Genomic DNA, 19508 nt, shown 5'->3' with positions numbered 1-19508 from the left:
TTCCCAGCTGAGGAACTTATTACTATCTATTCTTCCCATGAAAAAGGGTGCCCAGACATTGTTTTTTTCTTTTAAAAAAACTGCCTGAGCGCTAAATCTCAGAAGGCTATTACCCGGCGCTCACCTTCCGTCACGCTTATATTTAAAGGAGGATGATCGGCTGTCTCCAGCAGCTCACGCAGCGATACCCAGATAGAACCGCCAATCATCTCCACACTGGCACCGTTTATCTTTTGAACATGATCAGGAAGATTTAACAGGAGTTCCTTGTTCGCCACATCCGCGATGATATCTTTGCCGTTCCAGGCCATCTTCCCACTGCGACTGCCCGCATCCCAATTAATCTGCCCTCCCAGCCGTTCGATCACAGCGCGAAGTGGCACCATATATTTCCCTTTTTGCAGAGCATATTCACCTGGCGCCAGCTTCGTCTCCAGCTTTCCAACCTCCAGCACCAAAGGTTTGCCGGGCGCAAACAGCTCTGCATTCGGTATGATATTTGAGGTGATCCAAGCTTCCGAAGGTTTCACTCTGCCCAAGCTATTTGCTTTTGAGGAGACTCTGAATTGTACAGGCTCCACCGTCTCATCTAAAAGGCCAAAGCTGTACCCAGCAGCCTTATAACGCGCAATAATATCAGGCAGTGCTTTAACACTCTCCTGATGGCCGCCGCCATCATGCAGCAGCAGAATAACCCGAGAGGACTTCAGATCTGCAGTTGACTCTTTTAAGATTTCTGACGCCGGTACCCCTTTGCGTTTGGAATCCCCGCTGTCCACCGTCCAATCCGTAACGATATAACCGGCTTGCTTCAACAAATTGAAGTAGGTATTATCAAAGTGATCAAAGGTTCCGCCCGGGGCGCGGATAAGTTGTGGGCGAACCCCTGTAATGCCCCGAACAATTTCTTCGGTCTTTTTAATCTGGCTCCAAAATTCAGTGAATCCACTATATAAATCATGGTAATTATGATTATAGGTATGATTGCCAATAGCATGTCCTTGTTCCCATATGGCATTAATTAGCTCTGGATGGCTTTTCGCTTGATTACCAAGGACAAAAAAGGTCGCCTTCACACCTTGCTGCTGTAAAATTTTTAGAACGTTGAAGGTATTGTCACTCGGTCCGTCGTCAAATGTAATATAGACCGTTTTTGAAGCTTTCTTTGCGGCCGCAATTGCTGAATATGTTGTCGACACCTTGGATACTTGTGCCGTACTGGAATTCAATTTAACTTCTGGAGAAGCAGTCACAATGGACTCTGCTTTAGGAGGCAATTCTTGCATCGCCACTAACGGGAGATTATTCTTAACAGAGACAGACTCCGCACTTGCGGACTGTAATGAACGATTCATCCAAGAATCTACACTCTCCCCTGCGTTCCATCCCAGCATTACGATGACGATTACAACCATAACAAGCAATCCGCTTATCAAGTTTCGGCGGCCGTGAGTGTTTTTGTTACCTTTCATCTTCTCTACCTCCAGCATTCTATTGGCTCAAAAGCCATTTGGTAGATTGTATGAAGACAAGCTTCAAAATAGAATAAGGCAACTGCCCCTTGGAGAGTGAGAATCTTATGGAAATGCTGAACTTTATACAAGAATTATTCAGCAAATATGGATATAGCGTATTGTTTTTTGGATTGCTGCTCGAATTCGTTGCCTTGCCGTTTCCCGGAGAAACTACCATGGCTTTTGCAGGTTTTCTTTCCTATACGGGAAGACTTGATTTCATAACGTTGATTCTAGTGGCGTTTGCTGGGACCACAGCCGGGATGACCCTCACCTATTTTGTCGGCTTAAAAGCCGGAATGCCCTTCATCCAGCGATACGGAAAGTGGTTGCTGTTCTCCCCTGCCAAGCTGGATAAAACGCAAAAATGGTTCGAGAAATACGGCAGTATCCTTATTTCCATCGGATATTTTATTCCAGGCGTTCGTCACTTTACCGGCTATTTTGCTGGTATAGTTGCGCTGCCCTTCCGTAAATTCGCCCTCTACGCTTATAGTGGAGCGTTATTCTGGGTAGTGCTGTTTCTTGGCATAGGACGGGTATTTGGTCCGCAGTGGATGGGTATTTTCCATTTATTCGAGTTATATGCACTATGGATTATCTCTGGCGGTGTAGCTATAGCTGCCCTTGTAATCCTGTATCGCTACCGCAAAAAGATAAGCATCCGCCTGTTCCCGCGCAAAGCTGCCATTAAGCTACAGACTCAGGTTAAAAAAACTTCCAAGGGACGGTGAAGCCACCGCCCTTTTTAAGTACGTTTTTTCTTGCTGCGTACCCCCGCGTATCCTGCGAGTAAAAGCGCAACTATGGCAAATCCCGCTCCCCCAGCAAACCCTACCATTCTTGGTTCTACCCCTTCTAATAGCCACCCGGCGAACAGCATAGATAATCCCAGCAGCGTATTTCCTACTGCAGACAGGAGTCCAAACACAAAGGGCTGCATAGCAGATGGGGTTTCCTGCATAACGAGCGTATCCAGACAGGCATTCCCCGTCCCCCCGGCAAATGACAGCAGGATGTATAACATAAATGCTGCCGCAAAATGATTGCTGACACTGATGCCCATCAATAATACTCCTTCTAGTAAAAGCCCTCCGATGGCTACAATCAGCAGCCCCTTTTTTAAATAACGTGAGGTAAAAAAACTAAGGCTAAGACCGATGCCAAGCGCCGCATAAAATGCCCCCACTCCAATATCCCCCGCGTGAAATACCTGTATCGCATAGACACTGATCAGTACATTATCCAGACCATTTAGCAACGGCACCAACAGCTCATAACCGAAAATGACCTGCAACGTTAAGCTTCCGCCAATTACCATTCCCAGAGCACGCAGCCGACCGTATTGTGCTTCTTTATCGGATTTTTCTAAGTCCCCCTCAGGAGAATATGTAGCCTTCTTAGCCACCGTCACCATTTCCGTATGTTGTGGAAAATCGATACCGTAAATTAACATCGCTGCGATTAAAAAAGACACTGCATTCATAATGAACGCTGCCTCCGGACCAAACCACATCGACACCACCCCTCCACTGAACGCTCCAAGGATCAGCACGCAGCCGCTCATTAACTGCTCTAGTCCGTTGACGGTCAGCAGAGAATCTTTGGTGACGAGCAAGGGGATAGTGGACCTACGAACAGGGCTGTAAATGGCTTCACCCGCTGCCAGCAAAAAACTTGCCATATATAACAACCACAGCTTCTCCTCCCCATCCACCCATAAAAAGGCTAAGGCTACTGGGACCCTCAGCATATCTGTAGCTATCATGATATATTTGCGTGGAATTTTGCTGCTAAGTATGCCTCCAAGCGGGGCCAGAAATAAATAAGGAAACAGTCTCACACCTAACGAAATCCCTACCGCCATACCTGATCCCGTCAACTGCAGAACCAGCGCCAGTACTGCAACGCTAGTAAAACGATCACCAATTCCATTGATCAAGCCGGCTGTGAACAATCGTGAATATCCCTTATGACTCCTAAACATCGCAACAGCTGAGTAATTATTCATAAAATAAACCTCATTTCATCTATTTATACACATATCTAATTAGATATTAATCGAATCATTAATTTATGACAATGCTTTATTTTCAAGGATTTGCTAAGATGAAATACAGCATTACTTCACGGAAATCTCCGGGAAAGAAGGAATTGTCTTTTGAAAATAGATCGATTGCTCTCTATCGTTATCCTGCTAATGAACCGCCGCCTAATTCAGGCGAAGGAGCTAGCCGATATGTTCGAGGTATCTGTGCGCACGATTTATCGTGATATTGAAAGCATTAATGGAGCCGGAATTCCTATCGTCACCTATCAGGGAGCGAACGGTGGGATCGGGCTTATGGAAGGATACCGGCTGGACCGCAATGTTTTGACGGATCGTGAGCTGGCGGATATTTTCACGGCTCTGCAGAGCGTCTCGTCTTATGGAGGAAATGAACATACTCTGCTCATGGAAAAAATCAGCAGCGTAATCCCGCCCTCCCAATCCGCCGCCTTCCGCAGCAAAACGACTCAGCTCATCATCGACTTCTCCCCATGGGGTCTTCAACGTATTCTGGAAGAAAAGCTTGCCACTCTAAAAGAAGCACTTGAGGAAAGCGTGACCGTAAACTTTGATTATGTGGATGCTGCGGGTCAGACAAGCCAGCGTTCGGTAGAGCCCTATACTTTAGTGCTAAAGGGGCAAGCATGGTACTTATATGGATTTTGTCTCAATCGTCAGGATTTCCGTCTATTTAAGCTGTTGCGCATGAAAGAGCTCGTTAAGAATACCCAAGTTTTTATTGCAAAAGATGTGGATGCAAGCGAGCTGCCTTGGAGCAACGAGTATCAGAGATCAACCGTAACAACAGCAACACCCATCGTTTTGCAGTTTAAAGCTGAAAGCAAACATCTAGCGGAAGAGCGGTTTGATTCTACCGAGCTACTGCCCGACGGTAATGGAGGTTACAAGGTTACCATCAACTATCCTGAGGATGGATGGCTGTATGGTTTCCTGCTAAGCTTCGGGATGCATGTAGAAATCTTAGAGCCACCGCATATTCGGCAAAAGCTGGGGCAGCTTGCAGCAGGCATAGCAGCAAAATATACAACCTAACAATAAACCTGACGGAATGTCGTCAGGTTTATTGTTCTATACTGAACTTAAAGCGGGCGCTCGAGAGCTTGCATACCTTTAAAGGAGTGTTAAATATGGGACATGAACATGTAGAGCAAGGAGATCTTAAAATTTGTCAAAGCTGTGGGATGCCAATGCCTACGGCGGAATTGCTTGGAACGGACCAGAATGGCAACAAGATCGAAGATTACTGCGTGTACTGCTATGAGAATGGCGCATTCAAACAGCCTAACATCACGTTGCAAGAAATGGCTGACATTTGTACAGGCTATATGGTCGAAGAAGGAATGGATGAGAATGTTGCCCGTAAACTTCTCGCGGAGCAGCTGCCACATCTGAAACGTTGGAGCGATCCTGCAGCTGTGTCTCCAGCTAACTAATAGCATCACAACAAAAGAAGCGCCCTACGGAACCATAACAGTTCGTAGGACGCTCCTTTTTCCATTCTTTGTTAACCCAGTTTTTTATTGATTGTCCTGCTGTGGCTGCACTTCTTCCGTCTTCAGGAAGTCTGGCTGCGGTGAAGTCTTTTTAATAAAGAAAGCCAATACCAAAGCAACTACAGTGATCCAGGTAGCAATGTTAAAGGCATGCGTAACCCCGCTAATTGTAGCCTCTTGCGTAAGCTTAAGCATCGCTGCTTTATCGTTTAACGAAACCGTTCCGCTCATAAGCGTATCAGTGATTGTGCTCTTCGTCTTATTGGTCATTAGACTGACGAACAACGCCATTCCCAGCGCGCCTCCGACCGTCCGCAACGTATTCGACATTGCTGTACCATGCGAGCTTAAACGCTGTGGAAGCTGGTTAAGTCCAGCCGTTACAATCGGCATCGATAACATCGACATGCCTAACATCCGAACCGTGTAAGTAATAATCATATGCGTATACGTCGTACTGTCTGTAAGCTGGCTGAATTGCCAGGTCGTAATTACTGTAATAATCAGGCCTACCACAGACAGCCATCTTGCCCCGATTTTATCAAATATAATCCCCGTGATTGGAGACATAATTCCCATTAGAATGGCTCCCGGCAACAGCATAAGACCAGACTCCATTGGCGTAAAGCCACGGATCGTCTGCAAATAAATCGGCAGCAAAATCATACCCGAATATAAAGCCATCGTAATGATGATATTGATTAATGTCGTGAGTGAATACATATTGTATCTGAAAATCCGGAACTCAAGCAGTGGTGTCTCAGCCTTAAGCTCTCTCCATACGAATAAAGCCAGTGCAATCACACCCACAATGAGGCAGGTAATGACTGTTGCACTTCCCCAACCATCGGTTCCAGCATCACTGAAGCCGTACAACAATCCCCCAAAACCAATGGTAGACAGGATAACACCCGTTTTATCCAGCTTCGGAGAGGTTGTTTGCCCTACATTTTGCATTGTTTTCATACCTAGCAAGGTAGAAAGAATAGCCAGCGGAAGAACGATAAAGAACAATACACGCCAAGAATAGTTCTGAACTACCCACCCTGACAACGTTGGACCTACAGCTGGAGCAAAAATCATGGCTACCGCCATTAGCCCCATCGCTTTCCCCCGCTCTTCAATTGGGAAGATGCGAAGAAACACAATATTCATTAACGGCATCAAAATCCCTGCGCCAACCGCCTGAATGACTCTGCCGACCATGATCATTTCAAAGCCTGTTCCGATTCCACAGACAAGTGTACCTAACGAAAAAAGTGACATCGCGGTGATGAATAGCTGGCGGGTCGTAAACTTTTCCACCAGAAACGCACTAATCGGTATCAGCACACCGTTCACGAGCATAAATCCCGTTGTTAGCCACTGTGCCGTATTCGTTGCGATTTTTAGATCGTCCATTATGCTCGGCAATGCCACATTAAGAAGTGTTTGGTTCAAAAGTGCGACAAATGCACCTATTAAGAGCGCTGCAATAATCGGTCCTCTACGTATTCCCTTAGTTGCCGCTGCAGCGTTACCTGTAATTGTACTCATAAATTCTGTTTGTCTCTCCCCTGCTCTAAGATCTGAATGATTTCGGTATGAATCCTAAGTAATTCGCCTGCATCCTCGGCAGGTATATTGGATAGTGGAAGTAAGTGTCTTCTGAGCGATTGCTTACTTCTTTCCCTGATCTCTCTGCCCTTTTCAGTAATCGCCAAGTTGTATATACGCCGATCTACCTCAGAGCGCTGTCTTGTGATCAAATCGGCTTTCACCATCCGGTCCACTACGCCGCTCGCTGCACTGTTCCCCAAATGTAATAGCTCGGCAAGATCTGTAATGCCAATATCGGGATTTGCAGATATTTTGCGGAGAACCATCAACTGTGTTGGTGTGATGTCCAGCTCTTCGGCATCCTTCCACAGCAGCTGCTGGAATGCATGGCTAATCCGGCGAAAAGAGGAGAAAATATCATCTAATTGCTGCTCCTTATCTTCCAAATCTTCACCTCCAAAGAATTAATTAGTTAGACCATCTAATAGTTCGTATGCGTACTATTTTACACCTTAACTAAATTTCGGTCAATATTTTGCTGTAACTTTCTGAAAGGTAATTTTATATTGCAGGAAAAACATGAAAATCATACATAAGTGCACAAAGCATAAAAAAAGCGAACCAAGGTAGATCCTTGGCCCGCTTTTTCGTCTGAACAATGCTCAGGTTAAGCTGTATGAACTTTCAGGTAAAGTCTGCTGCTGAGGCTTATCCGGCAGTTTTAAATTAGATGGCTTAGTCTCTTCCTGGCTGCTGGCAATTGACATCATAAGCTTGATCCGATTCGCTTGGTTGACTACGCTAACTCCAGCATCATAGTCAATCGCCACGATATTTGCTCCCGGATATAATTCCTTAAGACCTTTAATCATCCCACGCCCGGTGATATGGTTGGGCAGGCACGCGAACGGTTGAATACAGGCGATATTGTTCACACCATTATCCAACAAATCCATCATTTCTGCGGTTAAAAACCAGCCCTCACCCATCTGATTCCCTACGGACACCAGTCGGCTGGCCTTCTCGGCAAGACCATAAATATTCTCCCGTCCTTTAGCCAGCCCCGCATCCTCAAGGGCAACCTTAATCGGCTTACGGTAAATTTCCAGATAAGAGATCAGCATGGGATTGATATAGCCGAGCCGTTTGCTTTTACCGAATTGCTCAGCTTTGTAGATCGGATTATATACACAATAGAAAATGAAATCCAGGAAATCCGGCATTACCGCTTCCCCGCCCTCTGCCTCGATCATCTCTATAATGCGGTTATTAGCATCCGGATGAAATTTGATCAGGATCTCACCGACAATGCCTACTCTTGGTTTAGTAACACCTGTAACGGGCAGCTTGCAGAACTCTGCAACAATCTCACGAATCAGGCGTTTGTATTCTCGGAATGAAAAGTTGGATAAGCTTGCCTTGCAACGCTCCATCCCTTTGCGGAATAGAATTTCAGCACTTCCTGGAACAACCTCATGCGGCCTAAAGTGATTTAACATCCGCATCATAAGATCACCGTAACAAGCGGCAGCTATCAACCGATTCGCCAGCTTAAGACTGATACGGAAACCCGGCTGATTTTCCATCCCTGAAGCATTGAGTGAAATCACCGGAATTTGTTCAAGGTCTGAATCCTTTAAGGCTTTGCGCAGCAAAGAAATATAATTCGTAGCCCGGCAGCCGCCACCCGTCTGTGACATAATCACAGCAGTACGATCCGGATCGTATTCCCCACTTTTCAGCGCCGACAGAATCTGGCCAATCGTCACAATTGCCGGATAACACGCATCATTATTAACGTATCTCAGACCTTCTTCTGTCTCTTCGGGTCCGGTCGTCTCAAGTATCTTCAGGCGGTATCCGGCATCGCGAAACACCTGCTCAAACAATTCAAAATGAATAGGCGACATCTGTGGCGCAAGAATGGTATAGGTCTCTTTCATTTCCTTTGTAAATAACACATTAGCCTGCACTTTTGGCGGCTTTTGCGGCACTACCTTACCTTTTTCACGCTCACGCATTGCCGCCAGCAATGAACGAAGCCGAATGCGCGCTGCACCAAGATTGCTGATCTCATCGATTTTGATCAATGTATATACCTTGTTATGTCTTTCCATAATATCCTGTACGGCATCACAAGTGATCGCATCGATCCCACAGCCGAAGGAAGTCAATTGAACAAGCTCCAGATCCGAGCGGACTGCAGCAAGGCGGGCTGCACGGTACATCCGGGCATGGTAGGTCCACTGATTAACAACAGCCACATCCCCTTCGCTGTGGTCCAGATGGCAGACAGAATCTTCTGTCAGCACGGCGAGTCCCATCCCGGTTATCATATCCGCTATCCCGTGATTAATCTCAGGATCGGCATGATAAGGGTGCCCGCAGAGCAGGATTCCTTTGGTTCCAGTATCAGCTAGGTACACAAGTGTCTCTTCCCCTTTGGTACGCACATCACCTTTGGCGTTATCAGCCTCTGTAAGTCCCGCTTGCACCGCGGACGCAATCTCTTCTCGCGGAATGCTGGTAAATGTCTTCACCAGCCCTTTGGTCAGCGCAGAAATATCATCGAAGGTCAGGAATGGACTGACAAGCTTGATTCCATTGTCCTTTAACCCATCCATATTGTTGCGAATGACTTCGGGATAAGAGGCGACCACTGGACAATTGAAGTGATTATCCGCAGCTTCATCTTCTTTTTTCTCATACACCACCGCTGGATAAAAAATAAAATCGACACCTTTACTGATCAGGCTTTGCACATGTCCATGCGCCATCTTCGCAGGATAACATATCGATTCTGAAGGAATCGTATCCATTCCGCTTTCGAAAAGCTTCTTGCTTGATTTAGGGGAGAGAATCACCCGATAGCCCAGTTTGGTGAAAAAAGTGTGCCAGAACGGGTAATTCTCAAACATATTCATGGTACGCGGAATCCCGACGGTCCCCCGCCATGCCCCTGTTTCCGGTAAACTCTCGTACTCAAAAAACCGTTCATATTTATACTGCATCAGATTCGGCAGGACATTTTTCTCTTTTTTGACTCCTGCGCCGCGTTCGCAGCGATTGCCGGTCACATAAAAGCTCTTATCCGGAAAACGACTGATCGTCAGCGCACAGTTATTCCCACAGCGGCCACAGCGGCCTGAGGAGACCTCATATTTAAAGCTGGCAAGCTCCTCTGGTCCAAGCAGCGTACTGGATCCGTTAACCCCTGCTTGCTCACGCGCAATCAGTGCACAGCCGTAAGCTCCCATTACGCCAGCTATATCCGGTCTAACCACCGTCCGCCCCGTCAAGGACTCAAAGGCGCGCAATACAGCTTCATTATAGAAGGTACCGCCCTGAACGATGATATTTCGCCCTAAGTCCTCCGGATTGCGGATTTTAATTACCTTTTGCAGAGCATTCTTGATCACAGAGTAGGCAAGACCCGCCGATAAATCCGCTAATGATGCGCCCTCCTTCTGAACCTGCTTGACCTTAGAGTTCATGAACACCGTGCAGCGCGAGCCCAAATTAACAGGCTGAGTCGCTTCGAGTGCAGTTTTGGCAAATTCCTCGATCCCAAGTCCGAGGGCAGAGGCAAAGCTCTCCAGAAAAGAGCCACAACCGGCTGAACAAGCTTCATTGAGCATAAGGCTGTCGATAGCACCGCCACGGATTTTGATGCACTTCATATCCTGACCACCGATATCCAGTATGAAATCTACTTCTGGCATGAACTTGGAAGCTGCCTTGTAGTGTGCAACAGTCTCTACTTCTCCGCCATCTGTCCGCAGAGCGGCCTTGATTAACCCCTCACCGTACCCTGTCACATATGATCCTGCGATATGGCAGCCTTGAGGCAGAACCCGGTAGATCTCCTTCAGTGCATCGCTGACCGAATGCAGCGGGTTGCCTTTGTTGCTGCCATAAAAGGTATAGAGAATTTCGTCAGCCGAACCGGTTAACACGAGTTTAGTTGTGGTTGAGCCGGCATCAATTCCTAGATAACAAGGTCCACGATATAAGGCTAAATCTGATCTCGCTGCAGAGGCTTTGCCGTGACGAAGCCGAAATTCTGCAAGCTCAGCGGCATTCTCAAAAAGCGGAGGCAATTCAGCATCCGCAGCTCGATCCGCAGTAAAATCAACCGCCGCAATTCGCGTGATCCAGCTTGAAAGTGGCAATACGACTGGATCAGCTTCGGAGAGCGCAGCTCCAATCGCCACGAAATACTGTGAGCGTTCCGGGAACAGGATATCCTCCTCCGCCAGCTCCAGCGTTTCCGCAAAACGCTGCCGCAAGGCAGGCAGGAAGGTCAGCGGGCCGCCAAGAAAAGCCACCCGTCCTCGAATCGGACGTCCACAAGCAAGACCGCTAATCGTCTGATTAACGATACTCTGAAAGATCGAAGCCGCCACATCCTCCCGGCGTGCTCCTTCATTAAGCAGCGGCTGTACATCGCTTTTGGCAAATACACCACAGCGTGAAGCTATGGGATAGATTCGCTCATGCTTCTCCGCCAAAACATTTAAGCCTGCCGGATCGGTCTGCAGCAGCGCTGCCATCTGATCGATGAACGCTCCCGTTCCGCCCGCGCAGGCTGTATTCATACGCTGCTCAATGCCGCCCCGAAGATATATTATCTTAGCGTCCTCTCCACCCAGTTCAATCGCCGTGTCACATTCCGGAATCAGCGCACTGATCGCCTTCGTGCAGGCTATCACCTCCTGAATAAAGGGAACTCCACCTAATTTGGATAAAGACAACCCCGAGGAACCGCTTACAGTAAGCCTAGCTCCCCTCTCTGGGAATCTGTCGCGTACATCAGACAGAAGAGAGAGGGCCGCTTTTTTAATATCGCTATAATGTCTTACATAGTCTTGATAAACAATGATGTCCCGCTCTATGACAACTAATTTAGCAGTAGTTGATCCGATATCAAGCCCAATATGCAGCATTATCACTCCACCACCTCTTCTTGCTCCAAATTTGAAGCAATTATGAGGAAACTATATCATGACAACACCTTATATAAGCTGTTAAAAATGTAATAGACATCTATAAAAAGTAATTAGTAAAATTTATGATTCGCTTATCCCTGCTATCGTGTTTGCGACATGCCCTTTTACCCGCACCTTCCGCCATTCTTCCACTAATATCCCCTGCTCATCAATCAGAAAAGTAGATCGCACAATTCCCATAAATTCTTTGCCGTAAAGTTTCTTGAGCTGCCATACGCCGAACATTTCACTTACCCTATGATCCTCATCAGACAGCAGTGGAAAGGGCAAACTATGCTTCTCTGTAAATTTAGCGTGTGATGCCAAAGAGTCCGGACTAATGCCCAGAACAACCGCACCCACCGCCGTGATTTGATCAAAAGCATCACGAAATTCGCAGGCCTCCTGCGTGCAGGCTGGTGTCATATTTTTAGGGTAAAAATATAAGATGACCTTTCGGCCCAAGAAATCACTCAAACTAACCTCATGCCCATTGGAAGAGGGAAGGGTGAAATTGGGTACTTTTTGTCCAATAGCTACTTCGATCAAGATATATCCACTCCTTCTTAAGATTGGGGAATTATTCCTAAATTGCACGTATCCCCAAAAGAAATTATAATGTAGTCAACGTGAATGCGAAAGGAAGAACGAGAAATGCCACCTAGAAAGAAAAGGCACGCAAAGACTGGTAAGTCAAAAAAGAAACCGCTGCTTTGGACGCTGGCCATTATACTCCTCCTTATTATCGGTGGGGCCATTTTCTACATTACAACCATTTACAATGAGCTTGGTAGCATGTCGAATACTGAAGATTCACCTTTTCAAAATGCAGAGACCGTTGATGTCGATACCCCTGAGCCTCCTAAGTGGGAGGGTACAGAGCCTGTTAATATCCTATTAATGGGTGTAGATGCCCGAGGTGTGAAGAAAGGGGAAATCCCCCGTTCAGATACAATGCTCGTCGCTTCTCTTGACCCTGTGAAGAAGAAAATCAGTGTATTTTCAATACTGAGAGATACGTACGTTCCGATTCCAGATCATGGCGAGAAACGTATTAATACAGCGATTATTTATGGACCTAATACTGCGATGCAGACCGTCAGCGATCTGCTCGGTATCCCAATTCAATATTATGTCTACACGGACTTCCAAGGATTCATCAAGCTGGTTGATGCCGTTGGGGGTGTGGATTATGAAGTCGAAAAAGATATGGTCTACAAAACCGTTGCAGACGGTCCGGAATATGATATTGATCTAAAAAAAGGATATCAGCATCTTGACGGCAACATGGCGCTACAATATGTTCGCTTTCGGCATGACGCTACCTCCGATTTCACTCGAACCGAGCGCCAACGCGGTTTTCTCAAGGCTGTGGCTGATAAGCTGATCAGCACCACCTCCATTGTCAAGCTGCCAAATATCCTGTCGCAGGTTACGCCTTATATTGAAACCAATATGTCAGTTAATGATATGTGGAAGCTGGCAAGCGTAGGGTATAATAGCAGTATGGGTGGCAGTGAGCAAATTCCCCCAATGGATCTGCTCACTGAGGAGACTACAAGTGACGGATCACAGGTTATCGGAATTCGTAGCGAAAAGAAGCTAAAAGAATTTATACAGGATACCATAAATGGTCCTGAGCCAACACCAACCCCTACATCGGAGAACACCTCCAATAGCAGTTCTGGCGGGACCCATTAAGGGCCTGACAAGCAAAGTTCACATGTACACAAAGCAGTGACTTGGTATAATACGGGCGGACAACGGAAAACACCGTTGTTCGCCCGTTCCCTTGAGCACCAACAATCGAAAGGATGATCACATTATGAATCGCTCCACATCTGAACAACTTTATCACGAAGCCCTCCAGCATATCGTTGGAGGTGTAAATAGCCCTTCCCGCTCCTTCAAAGCCGTTGGCGGCGGAGCACCTGTATTTATGAAACGCGCCAGTGGATCTCACTTCTGGGATGAAGACGGCAATGAATATATCGATTATCTCCAAGCCTATGGACCGATCATTACCGGCCATGCCCACCCTCATATTACCAAAGCAATTACGACAGCAGCAGAAAATGGTGTTCTTTACGGAACCCCAACCCAGCTCGAAATTAAACTTGCTAAAATGCTAAAAGAAGCCATTCCTTCTATGGATAAAGTACGTTTCGTCAATTCTGGAACCGAAGCGGTTATGACAACGATCCGTGTAGCCCGTGCCTATACAAAACGCAGCAAAATCGTAAAATTCGCTGGCTGTTACCACGGCCACTCTGATCTGGTGCTTGTAGCAGCAGGATCCGGACCTTCTACACTTGGCATTCCAGATAGTGCCGGTGTTCCAAGCAGTATCGCCCAGGAGGTAATCACCGTTCCCTTTAATGATCTGGACAGCCTGAAAGAGGCGCTGGAGAAATGGGGCGAAGATGTCGCAGCTGTTATGGTTGAACCGATTGTGGGGAATTTCGGCATGGTGATGCCTAAGCCTGGTTTCCTCGAAGGACTTTGCAAGCTGGCTCACGATAATGGCTCCCTTGTTATTTATGACGAAGTCATTACTGCCTTCCGCTTCCATTATGGTTCTACACAAACCTATGCGGGGCTGGATAATCATGAGGACATTACTCCTGACCTTACTGCACTTGGCAAAATCATCGGTGGCGGCCTGCCTATCGGCGCTTACGGCGGCCGCAAGCATGTTATGGAACAGGTAGCTCCACTTGGACCGGCATATCAAGCCGGCACAATGGCGGGCAATCCTGCGTCTATCTCTGCAGGGATTGCTTGTTTAGAGGTTCTGAGTGCAGAGGGTGTATACGAAGAAATGGATCGGCTTGCAATCCGCCTCGCCGATGGACTTAAAGCATCTGCAGACCGTCATGGCATTCCACTGACAATTAACCGCATCCGTGGTTCGTTCTCCACTCATTTCTGTAATCATCCGGTTACGAATTATGACGAGGCTCAGGATACAGACGGCGAATTGTTCGCCAGCTTCTTCCGGCATATGCTGAACCGTGGCATTAACCTTGCCCCTTCGAAATACGAAGCTTGGTTCCTGACCACAGCACATACTGATGCAGATATTGATGCTACACTTATCGCAGCTGAAGAATCCTTCCGCGCTATGGCGACTGAGAAATAAGAATGGATTATGAAACGCAGTGCTCTATAAGCTGAATAACAGCTGCATAGATTAAGGAGCTGTCTCAGTCCCATAAACCGCAAATGTTAAAAGAGCAGCGATTCTCCTATATTGGAGGATCGCTGCTCTACATTTTTACTCATCCACGGTCTGCCTCTGTAGCTTGTGGCAAGCTTAAGCCAGCCGATCTCAAGCGTCAATTTCTCTAGGCTACGTAACAGGTATCGCCAGACCTTCCCGGAGTTTAGTACAAGGGTTAGGGAGCTTGAATAGATAATTAGAGAAACCCTCCCTATAATTTAGCTGATTTAGCGGAAAACAAAGAACTTACATCATTTTTTAGGGAGGAAATCCCTAATTCTGTTCATTTACAGAGAATATAGGTTATTTTCAGGGAGTTTTTCCCTAATGGCTCTGTAGCTCACACCGCAAAAAGCTCAAATACACACCGTATATAGTTCTAGGGGTTAAAGAAAGAATCGTTTTGTAAGAGTGTGAGCGATAGTGACCACCTTTATCTATGGATTTCATCCGCTAACAGCGTTTGGAAGTCCAAATATTCTACTGCTCTCATGTAAAATCCACCTGCTTGTCCAACGTAATCTCAGTCATTAACGGTCTTAACATTTGCTCGCTCCCAGGTACCAGTGAAAACTCTACACCCTCCAGATGCTCCGGCAGCGTGGGGGCGACCAAGAATTGCATTTGTGTATGCGCTCCACCTCCATGACCACCATGCGGCTGCACTTCATATTCATTCTCACCCGCCACTTCAAGCGTTAAAGCCGTTCGAAGATGAATATGTCCTACAGCTTCTTTTAAATATTTGATTTCCACAGTAACTATGCTGAAGGCTTCATACTGCATAGCATGCGTAAGTATATACTCGCATTCTTCAACGACCGTCCGCTTCACAATCGGAAGCACTCCCAGCAATAAACCAGGCTCTTCCCAATATTGTCTTCTGGGTACAGTTTCATTCATAAGGTGCAAATGCTGCACAATCTGAGTAGTATTCATCTCGAATCTAGTTGCCCATTCCTCAAGTAGCTTACTATCAGGGGATAATCGTTTCTTGCCTGTTATAGCTTTACGTTCCTGAATCAGACTCAAAATCTGCTCATCAATCTTTTTAACCTCATCATTGTATTCGTTGGCGAATCCTCTAATTGGCATTCTGCTCCAGTTCATTTAACGCCTCCTCTTATTACTAATTTAAATCCATTAATTGTAAGGGTACATCCTTTCGATTGATTTGTAAAATATTTGAAATATCATAATCTTGCCGATAGGTAAAAAAAAGCGACCATTAGCTTTACGCTGTAAGGTCGCCCGCTTTTTAATTCAGAGTTACTCTCCTACTCATATAAGTTCCGGATCTCCACGCCCTGAGGCAGCTTAAACGGGTTCTCCTTGTTAATTCGGTCATAGAACATAATCCCATCGAGATGGTCTATTTCATGCTGGATGATGATAGCTTGGTAGCCCTTAAATTTAAGGATAACCTCCTTGCCCTCCAGATCATAACCCTTCACCTTCACGGTTTCATACCGAGGTACAAAGCCATGCACGGGACGATCAACGGACAGACAGCCCTCGCTTTCTGGTAAGTACACCATAGACAAGGAGTGGCTTATGATCTTAGGGTTAACCCAAGCATGCTCTACAGCCCGCCCTCTCTCGTCTGTAAGATACATCGCGAACATACGCTTCTCCAGTCCGATTTGATTCGCCGACAGACCTACGCCAGAGCGCAGCTTATATTCTTCGGAAATCTCCGGGTCCTGACTGTTCTTCAGAAATTGAAGCATACATTGCAAAGCCTCACGATCTTCCGCCTGTAATGGAAGCTCCACTGGTTGTGCTACGGTACGAAGTACGGGATGACCCTCCCGCACTATATCATCCATGGTGATGATATATTCAGCATTATATTTTGAACTAGACAATATTCCATCCACCTTTTCCTTACGGGCTTAATTTAATTTCTTATGATGTATAGTATGCAGCTTTATGGATTTATGAAAGCAGTTCGCAGTTTGCTGCTGTAATTAACATCGAATCCAAGTCCTGTCGCCAAAGCGGCAAGGGGTAAGTAGGTTTTGTCCTCCTTGCCTACCTTTTGCAGAAAAGCTGGAGTATCAATAGCCACGTTCTCTCCATTCACCTTAATAAATTTCGAGCCAATGGTGATCACAACGGTTCTTCCACCATACACGATGGTAGCGCTGGAGGTTTTGTTATCCCACTTCCCGCTTGCGCCCACGGCATTTAGAATATCTTTTAGCGCCAAAAAGTTCTGGCCATTTTTAAGGATAGGCTTATTGGGTGTATTCAACTCCACGCCCTTCACTACAATCGACATCGGTACCGATGCAGTAGCCATTGTAGCTACAGTAGGAACGCGATACTCTCCCCATTGTAACTCCGCAAAGACCTTAGCAATAGTCTCGTATCCAAGCTGCGTCGGGTGAAAATCAGTTTGCCCTGCTCCAATAATATGTGTCAGCGAGCCTTCTACCCCGGCAAACTTTGCCGCAACATGAGCTACAAGCACCTTCGCTCCCTCTTGGTTCACGCTTGCAGCTACACTATCCGCTGCTTCCGTAAATTTGCCCGCTGCCGTCATTAATCTGTTGTACATTTGACCAAGCGCAACCTTAGGGGCAGGCTGATATTGATCGGCCAGTATAATCGTCGTTTGCGGACTTACCGCACGAATATTCTCCAGCACTGCCTTCACATTTGTTTGATAATCCGCTAGCCGCTGGTCCAGCTGTGTTTGGAAATCCGCATCCGTCAGCTCCTTGAACTGCAAGAACAGACTGCTTACATCATTCCCACCAATCGTAATGGTAATCAGATCAGCTTCCTTAAGCTCTGCTGCGATCTGCGGAGTTAGCTTCACGAACTGCTCTATTCGTGGATCTGGGAGACCTGCCTGAACTCCTTCAGCAGTAATCACTGAACCATCCTTGATCGCTCCTGTGTAATTACGTAATCCGGCCGTAGTCAGCCCTAGAATACCATAATTAGTAAGTTCACTTCTGCCATGATACCAGCCCTGCTCAAGCAATCTCTCCGCATAGCCGTATGGCTTAGTATTCACGTCCGTCATTCCTGGCTCGTAGCCAGCAGTAATGGAATCACCTAGAGCTACGATGCGAAAGACATCTTGCCCAGAGTCTTGTATTGCAGTCGTGTCAGCCGCATTTGCCGTGCCTGCTCCTACGCTAATCAGCGCAGATAACAAAAGCAGGCTGCTTATGCCAGCTGCCCAAATTTTTTTCCAATTGCCTAGCATCGTATCCCTCCCAAATTGTTCTAATTCCATTCTACCATCCCAGGATAGCAACGCAAAAGAGCGGCCTCCTATATTCAGGAAACCGCCCTCGCAAATCACTGGCTATTATTGGTCTGAATCTTCATCTGACTCTAACTTCTGCCCTGCACGCTCCAGATATTTATCATAACGGTCATCCAGCTCATATCCAATCTTACGATAACGTAATGTTTCTTCCACAATAGGATCGAGCGTAGTCTGAATACGAATTTCATATTTAGGTGAGATTTCCCGGATTTCCTTAGCCGTACGATCGCCTTGTTCCATCTCACCATCTACCAACATTTCGCTCAGCTTGCGTTCCAAATCATCCTTCTCACTCATGCTGTATCGTCCTCCCTAAAGCTTATATCCTGTTGCTTCAGCATTCTTCAGTGACGAAACCAAATATTCGTGAATGTGGCCATTACTTGCTACTACATGGCGTGTACCAATATCATATGAACGTCCTAGGGTATCCGTAATCTTGCCTCCTGATTCAAGTACAAGCAGTACTCCTGCTGCACAGTCCCAAGGGCTTAAGCCCACTTCCCAATAGCCATCTACACGGCCTGCCGCCACATAAGCTAAATGTAGAGCAGCCGCGCCTCCGGCACGAATACCACGAATCTGCGGAAGAATACTTTGCAGTCCTGCCATATTCACAGGTTGTGCAAACTCACGATCCGGCGGAAAGCCCATAGCAATCAGGCTGTCCCCAAAATCAGTCTCCGTAGAGACCGAGGTAGGAACACCGTGCATGTAAGCTCCCTTTCCTTTTTCAGCGACGAACATTTCATCACGAGTCGGATCATAAATAACGCCTACTGTTAGTTCACCGCGAATCACCAATGCTATGGAGACACAGTAAAAAGGAAATCCGTGTACGAAATTAGTCGTACCATCTACAGGATCTACAATCCACAAATATTCATGCTCACGAGCTTCTTCCAATGCAGCGGTAGCCGCTGCTGCTCCCGGGGAAACCCCTTCTTCCCCGAGAATGGCATGGTCGGGAAAATGTGTCAGGATCAGCCTGCGAATCATTTGCTCAACGCCTTTATCAACTTCCGTAACCAGATCTTGTGCTGAAGTTTTTGTATTCAGCTCCTTCACGAGACCCTGTCTGCTCTTTATCCATTCTCCTGCTTTGGCAGCCGCATTAATGGCCACCGCCGTATGTCCCTTGCTTGTTACTACATAGGGTTCACGTTCATTCTTACCCTCTGGATTTAAAGGACTCATATCTTCACTCCACTTTCTTGAACATAATCGCCAATGGCTTTAATTCTAAAGCAATCCTATTCACAATACCGTGCAATACGTCAAAACGTTCCCCAAGTTCCCAAAGTTCCGCCAAAAGAGGACCCAATTCTCACCTGCGAGCATAAATGCCCCAGGTCCATATAAAGACGATAAGCGATTAAAGTTTCATTCAA

The 19508-nt window shown here is 46.6% G+C and carries 16 protein-coding genes; 5 read left to right on the top strand and 11 right to left on the bottom strand.

From position 1 onward, the window contains the following. Positions 1-98: 98 nt before the first annotated feature. Positions 99-1472, bottom strand: a complete 1374-nt coding sequence (locus tag NST58_RS03615; protein WP_339246268.1) for a polysaccharide deacetylase family protein — start codon at positions 1470-1472, stop codon at positions 99-101. Positions 1473-1579: 107 nt separating this feature from the next. On the opposite strand from NST58_RS03615, the gene NST58_RS03610 reads away from it, so the two are divergent. Next, positions 1580-2248 (top strand): DedA family protein, encoded by a 669-nt coding sequence (locus NST58_RS03610; RefSeq protein ID WP_076106058.1) that lies wholly within the window; start codon positions 1580-1582, stop codon positions 2246-2248. Positions 2249-2262: 14 nt separating this feature from the next. Here the strand turns inward: NST58_RS03610 and NST58_RS03605 are convergent, their stop codons facing one another. Next, positions 2263-3525: an MFS transporter gene (locus NST58_RS03605; protein WP_339246265.1), complete on the bottom strand. Its 1263-nt coding sequence runs from the start codon at positions 3523-3525 to the stop codon at positions 2263-2265. 150 nt (positions 3526-3675) lie between these two features. On the opposite strand from NST58_RS03605, the gene NST58_RS03600 reads away from it, so the two are divergent. Further along, positions 3676-4617 (top strand): YafY family protein, encoded by a 942-nt coding sequence (locus NST58_RS03600; RefSeq protein ID WP_076130530.1) that lies wholly within the window; start codon positions 3676-3678, stop codon positions 4615-4617. A 95-nt stretch (positions 4618-4712) separates the two neighbouring features. Next, positions 4713-5018 (top strand): zinc ribbon domain-containing protein, encoded by a 306-nt coding sequence (locus NST58_RS03595; protein WP_052096752.1) that lies wholly within the window; start codon positions 4713-4715, stop codon positions 5016-5018. A gap of 84 nt (positions 5019-5102) precedes the next feature. On the opposite strand, the gene NST58_RS03590 is transcribed toward NST58_RS03595, so the two are convergent. The 4 genes from NST58_RS03590 to bcp form a co-directional block, all read right to left on the bottom strand. Continuing rightward, positions 5103-6614, bottom strand: coding sequence for a DHA2 family efflux MFS transporter permease subunit (locus tag NST58_RS03590; RefSeq protein ID WP_076106051.1), 1512 nt, complete (start codon positions 6612-6614; stop codon positions 5103-5105). After that, positions 6611-7063 carry a MarR family transcriptional regulator gene (locus tag NST58_RS03585; protein WP_076130529.1) on the bottom strand — a complete coding sequence of 151 codons (453 nt, stop codon included), beginning with the start codon at positions 7061-7063 and terminating at the stop codon, positions 6611-6613. The genes NST58_RS03590 and NST58_RS03585 overlap by 4 nt, the downstream gene beginning before the upstream one ends. A gap of 216 nt (positions 7064-7279) precedes the next feature. After that, entirely contained in the window at positions 7280-11563 is a 4284-nt protein-coding gene (locus tag NST58_RS03580; protein ID WP_081387328.1) for a 2-hydroxyacyl-CoA dehydratase, read from the bottom strand. A gap of 123 nt (positions 11564-11686) precedes the next feature. After that, positions 11687-12154 carry a thioredoxin-dependent thiol peroxidase gene (gene bcp / locus NST58_RS03575; RefSeq protein ID WP_076130528.1) on the bottom strand — a complete coding sequence of 156 codons (468 nt, stop codon included), beginning with the start codon at positions 12152-12154 and terminating at the stop codon, positions 11687-11689. 105 nt (positions 12155-12259) lie between these two features. Here bcp and NST58_RS03570 point away from each other — a divergent pair, with 105 nt between their 5' ends. Together NST58_RS03570 and NST58_RS03565 are read left to right on the top strand one after the other, a co-directional pair. After that, positions 12260-13306 (top strand): LCP family protein, encoded by a 1047-nt coding sequence (locus NST58_RS03570; protein WP_076307387.1) that lies wholly within the window; start codon positions 12260-12262, stop codon positions 13304-13306. A 124-nt stretch (positions 13307-13430) separates the two neighbouring features. Next, entirely contained in the window at positions 13431-14747 is a 1317-nt protein-coding gene (locus NST58_RS03565) for a glutamate-1-semialdehyde 2,1-aminomutase (RefSeq protein WP_076277875.1), read from the top strand. Between the two features lie 570 nt (positions 14748-15317). Here NST58_RS03565 and NST58_RS03560 read toward each other — a convergent pair. The 5 genes from NST58_RS03560 to NST58_RS03540 all read right to left on the bottom strand — a co-directional run bounded on the left by NST58_RS03560 (position 15318) and on the right by NST58_RS03540 (position 19314). Then, complete coding sequence (locus tag NST58_RS03560) at positions 15318-15938, bottom strand: hypothetical protein (RefSeq protein ID WP_076220196.1); 621 nt, start codon at positions 15936-15938, stop codon at positions 15318-15320. A 167-nt stretch (positions 15939-16105) separates the two neighbouring features. Then, complete coding sequence (def, locus tag NST58_RS03555; RefSeq protein ID WP_076282520.1) at positions 16106-16657, bottom strand: peptide deformylase; 552 nt, start codon at positions 16655-16657, stop codon at positions 16106-16108. A 101-nt stretch (positions 16658-16758) separates the two neighbouring features. Then, positions 16759-18051, bottom strand: coding sequence for a stalk domain-containing protein (locus NST58_RS03550; protein ID WP_280753250.1), 1293 nt, complete (start codon positions 18049-18051; stop codon positions 16759-16761). A gap of 105 nt (positions 18052-18156) precedes the next feature. Next, on the bottom strand, positions 18157-18414 hold the full coding sequence (locus NST58_RS03545) for a hypothetical protein (RefSeq protein WP_076303431.1): 258 nt from the start codon (positions 18412-18414) through the stop codon (positions 18157-18159). A gap of 15 nt (positions 18415-18429) precedes the next feature. Beyond that, positions 18430-19314 carry an inositol monophosphatase family protein gene (locus tag NST58_RS03540; protein ID WP_036679857.1) on the bottom strand — a complete coding sequence of 295 codons (885 nt, stop codon included), beginning with the start codon at positions 19312-19314 and terminating at the stop codon, positions 18430-18432. Positions 19315-19508 lie beyond the last annotated feature (194 nt).

This window comes from Paenibacillus sp. FSL R10-2796, assembly GCF_037965315.1.
Classification (GTDB): Bacteria; Bacillota; Bacilli; order Paenibacillales; family Paenibacillaceae; genus Paenibacillus_AQ; species Paenibacillus_AQ odorifer.
This window is presented reverse-complemented; position numbering and strand designations above follow the sequence as displayed.

What these genes read in the sequence shown, in the direction of transcription:
- def (WP_076282520.1), bottom strand. Translation starts at nt 16,657, where the DNA reads ATGGATGATATAGTGCGGGAGGGTCATCCCGTACTTCGTACCGTAGCA.
- NST58_RS03565 (WP_076277875.1), top strand. Translation starts at nt 13,431, where the DNA reads ATGAATCGCTCCACATCTGAACAACTTTATCACGAAGCCCTCCAGCAT.
- NST58_RS03545 (WP_076303431.1), bottom strand. Translation starts at nt 18,414, where the DNA reads ATGAGTGAGAAGGATGATTTGGAACGCAAGCTGAGCGAAATGTTGGTA.
- NST58_RS03580 (WP_081387328.1), bottom strand. Translation starts at nt 11,563, where the DNA reads ATGCTGCATATTGGGCTTGATATCGGATCAACTACTGCTAAATTAGTT.
- NST58_RS03605 (WP_339246265.1), bottom strand. Translation starts at nt 3,525, where the DNA reads ATGAATAATTACTCAGCTGTTGCGATGTTTAGGAGTCATAAGGGATAT.
- NST58_RS03540 (WP_036679857.1), bottom strand. Translation starts at nt 19,314, where the DNA reads ATGAGTCCTTTAAATCCAGAGGGTAAGAATGAACGTGAACCCTATGTA.
- NST58_RS03550 (WP_280753250.1), bottom strand. Translation starts at nt 18,051, where the DNA reads ATGCTAGGCAATTGGAAAAAAATTTGGGCAGCTGGCATAAGCAGCCTG.
- NST58_RS03610 (WP_076106058.1), top strand. Translation starts at nt 1,580, where the DNA reads ATGGAAATGCTGAACTTTATACAAGAATTATTCAGCAAATATGGATAT.
- NST58_RS03595 (WP_052096752.1), top strand. Translation starts at nt 4,713, where the DNA reads ATGGGACATGAACATGTAGAGCAAGGAGATCTTAAAATTTGTCAAAGC.
- NST58_RS03560 (WP_076220196.1), bottom strand. Translation starts at nt 15,938, where the DNA reads ATGAACTGGAGCAGAATGCCAATTAGAGGATTCGCCAACGAATACAAT.
- NST58_RS03590 (WP_076106051.1), bottom strand. Translation starts at nt 6,614, where the DNA reads ATGAGTACAATTACAGGTAACGCTGCAGCGGCAACTAAGGGAATACGT.
- NST58_RS03570 (WP_076307387.1), top strand. Translation starts at nt 12,260, where the DNA reads ATGCCACCTAGAAAGAAAAGGCACGCAAAGACTGGTAAGTCAAAAAAG.
- NST58_RS03615 (WP_339246268.1), bottom strand. Translation starts at nt 1,472, where the DNA reads ATGAAAGGTAACAAAAACACTCACGGCCGCCGAAACTTGATAAGCGGA.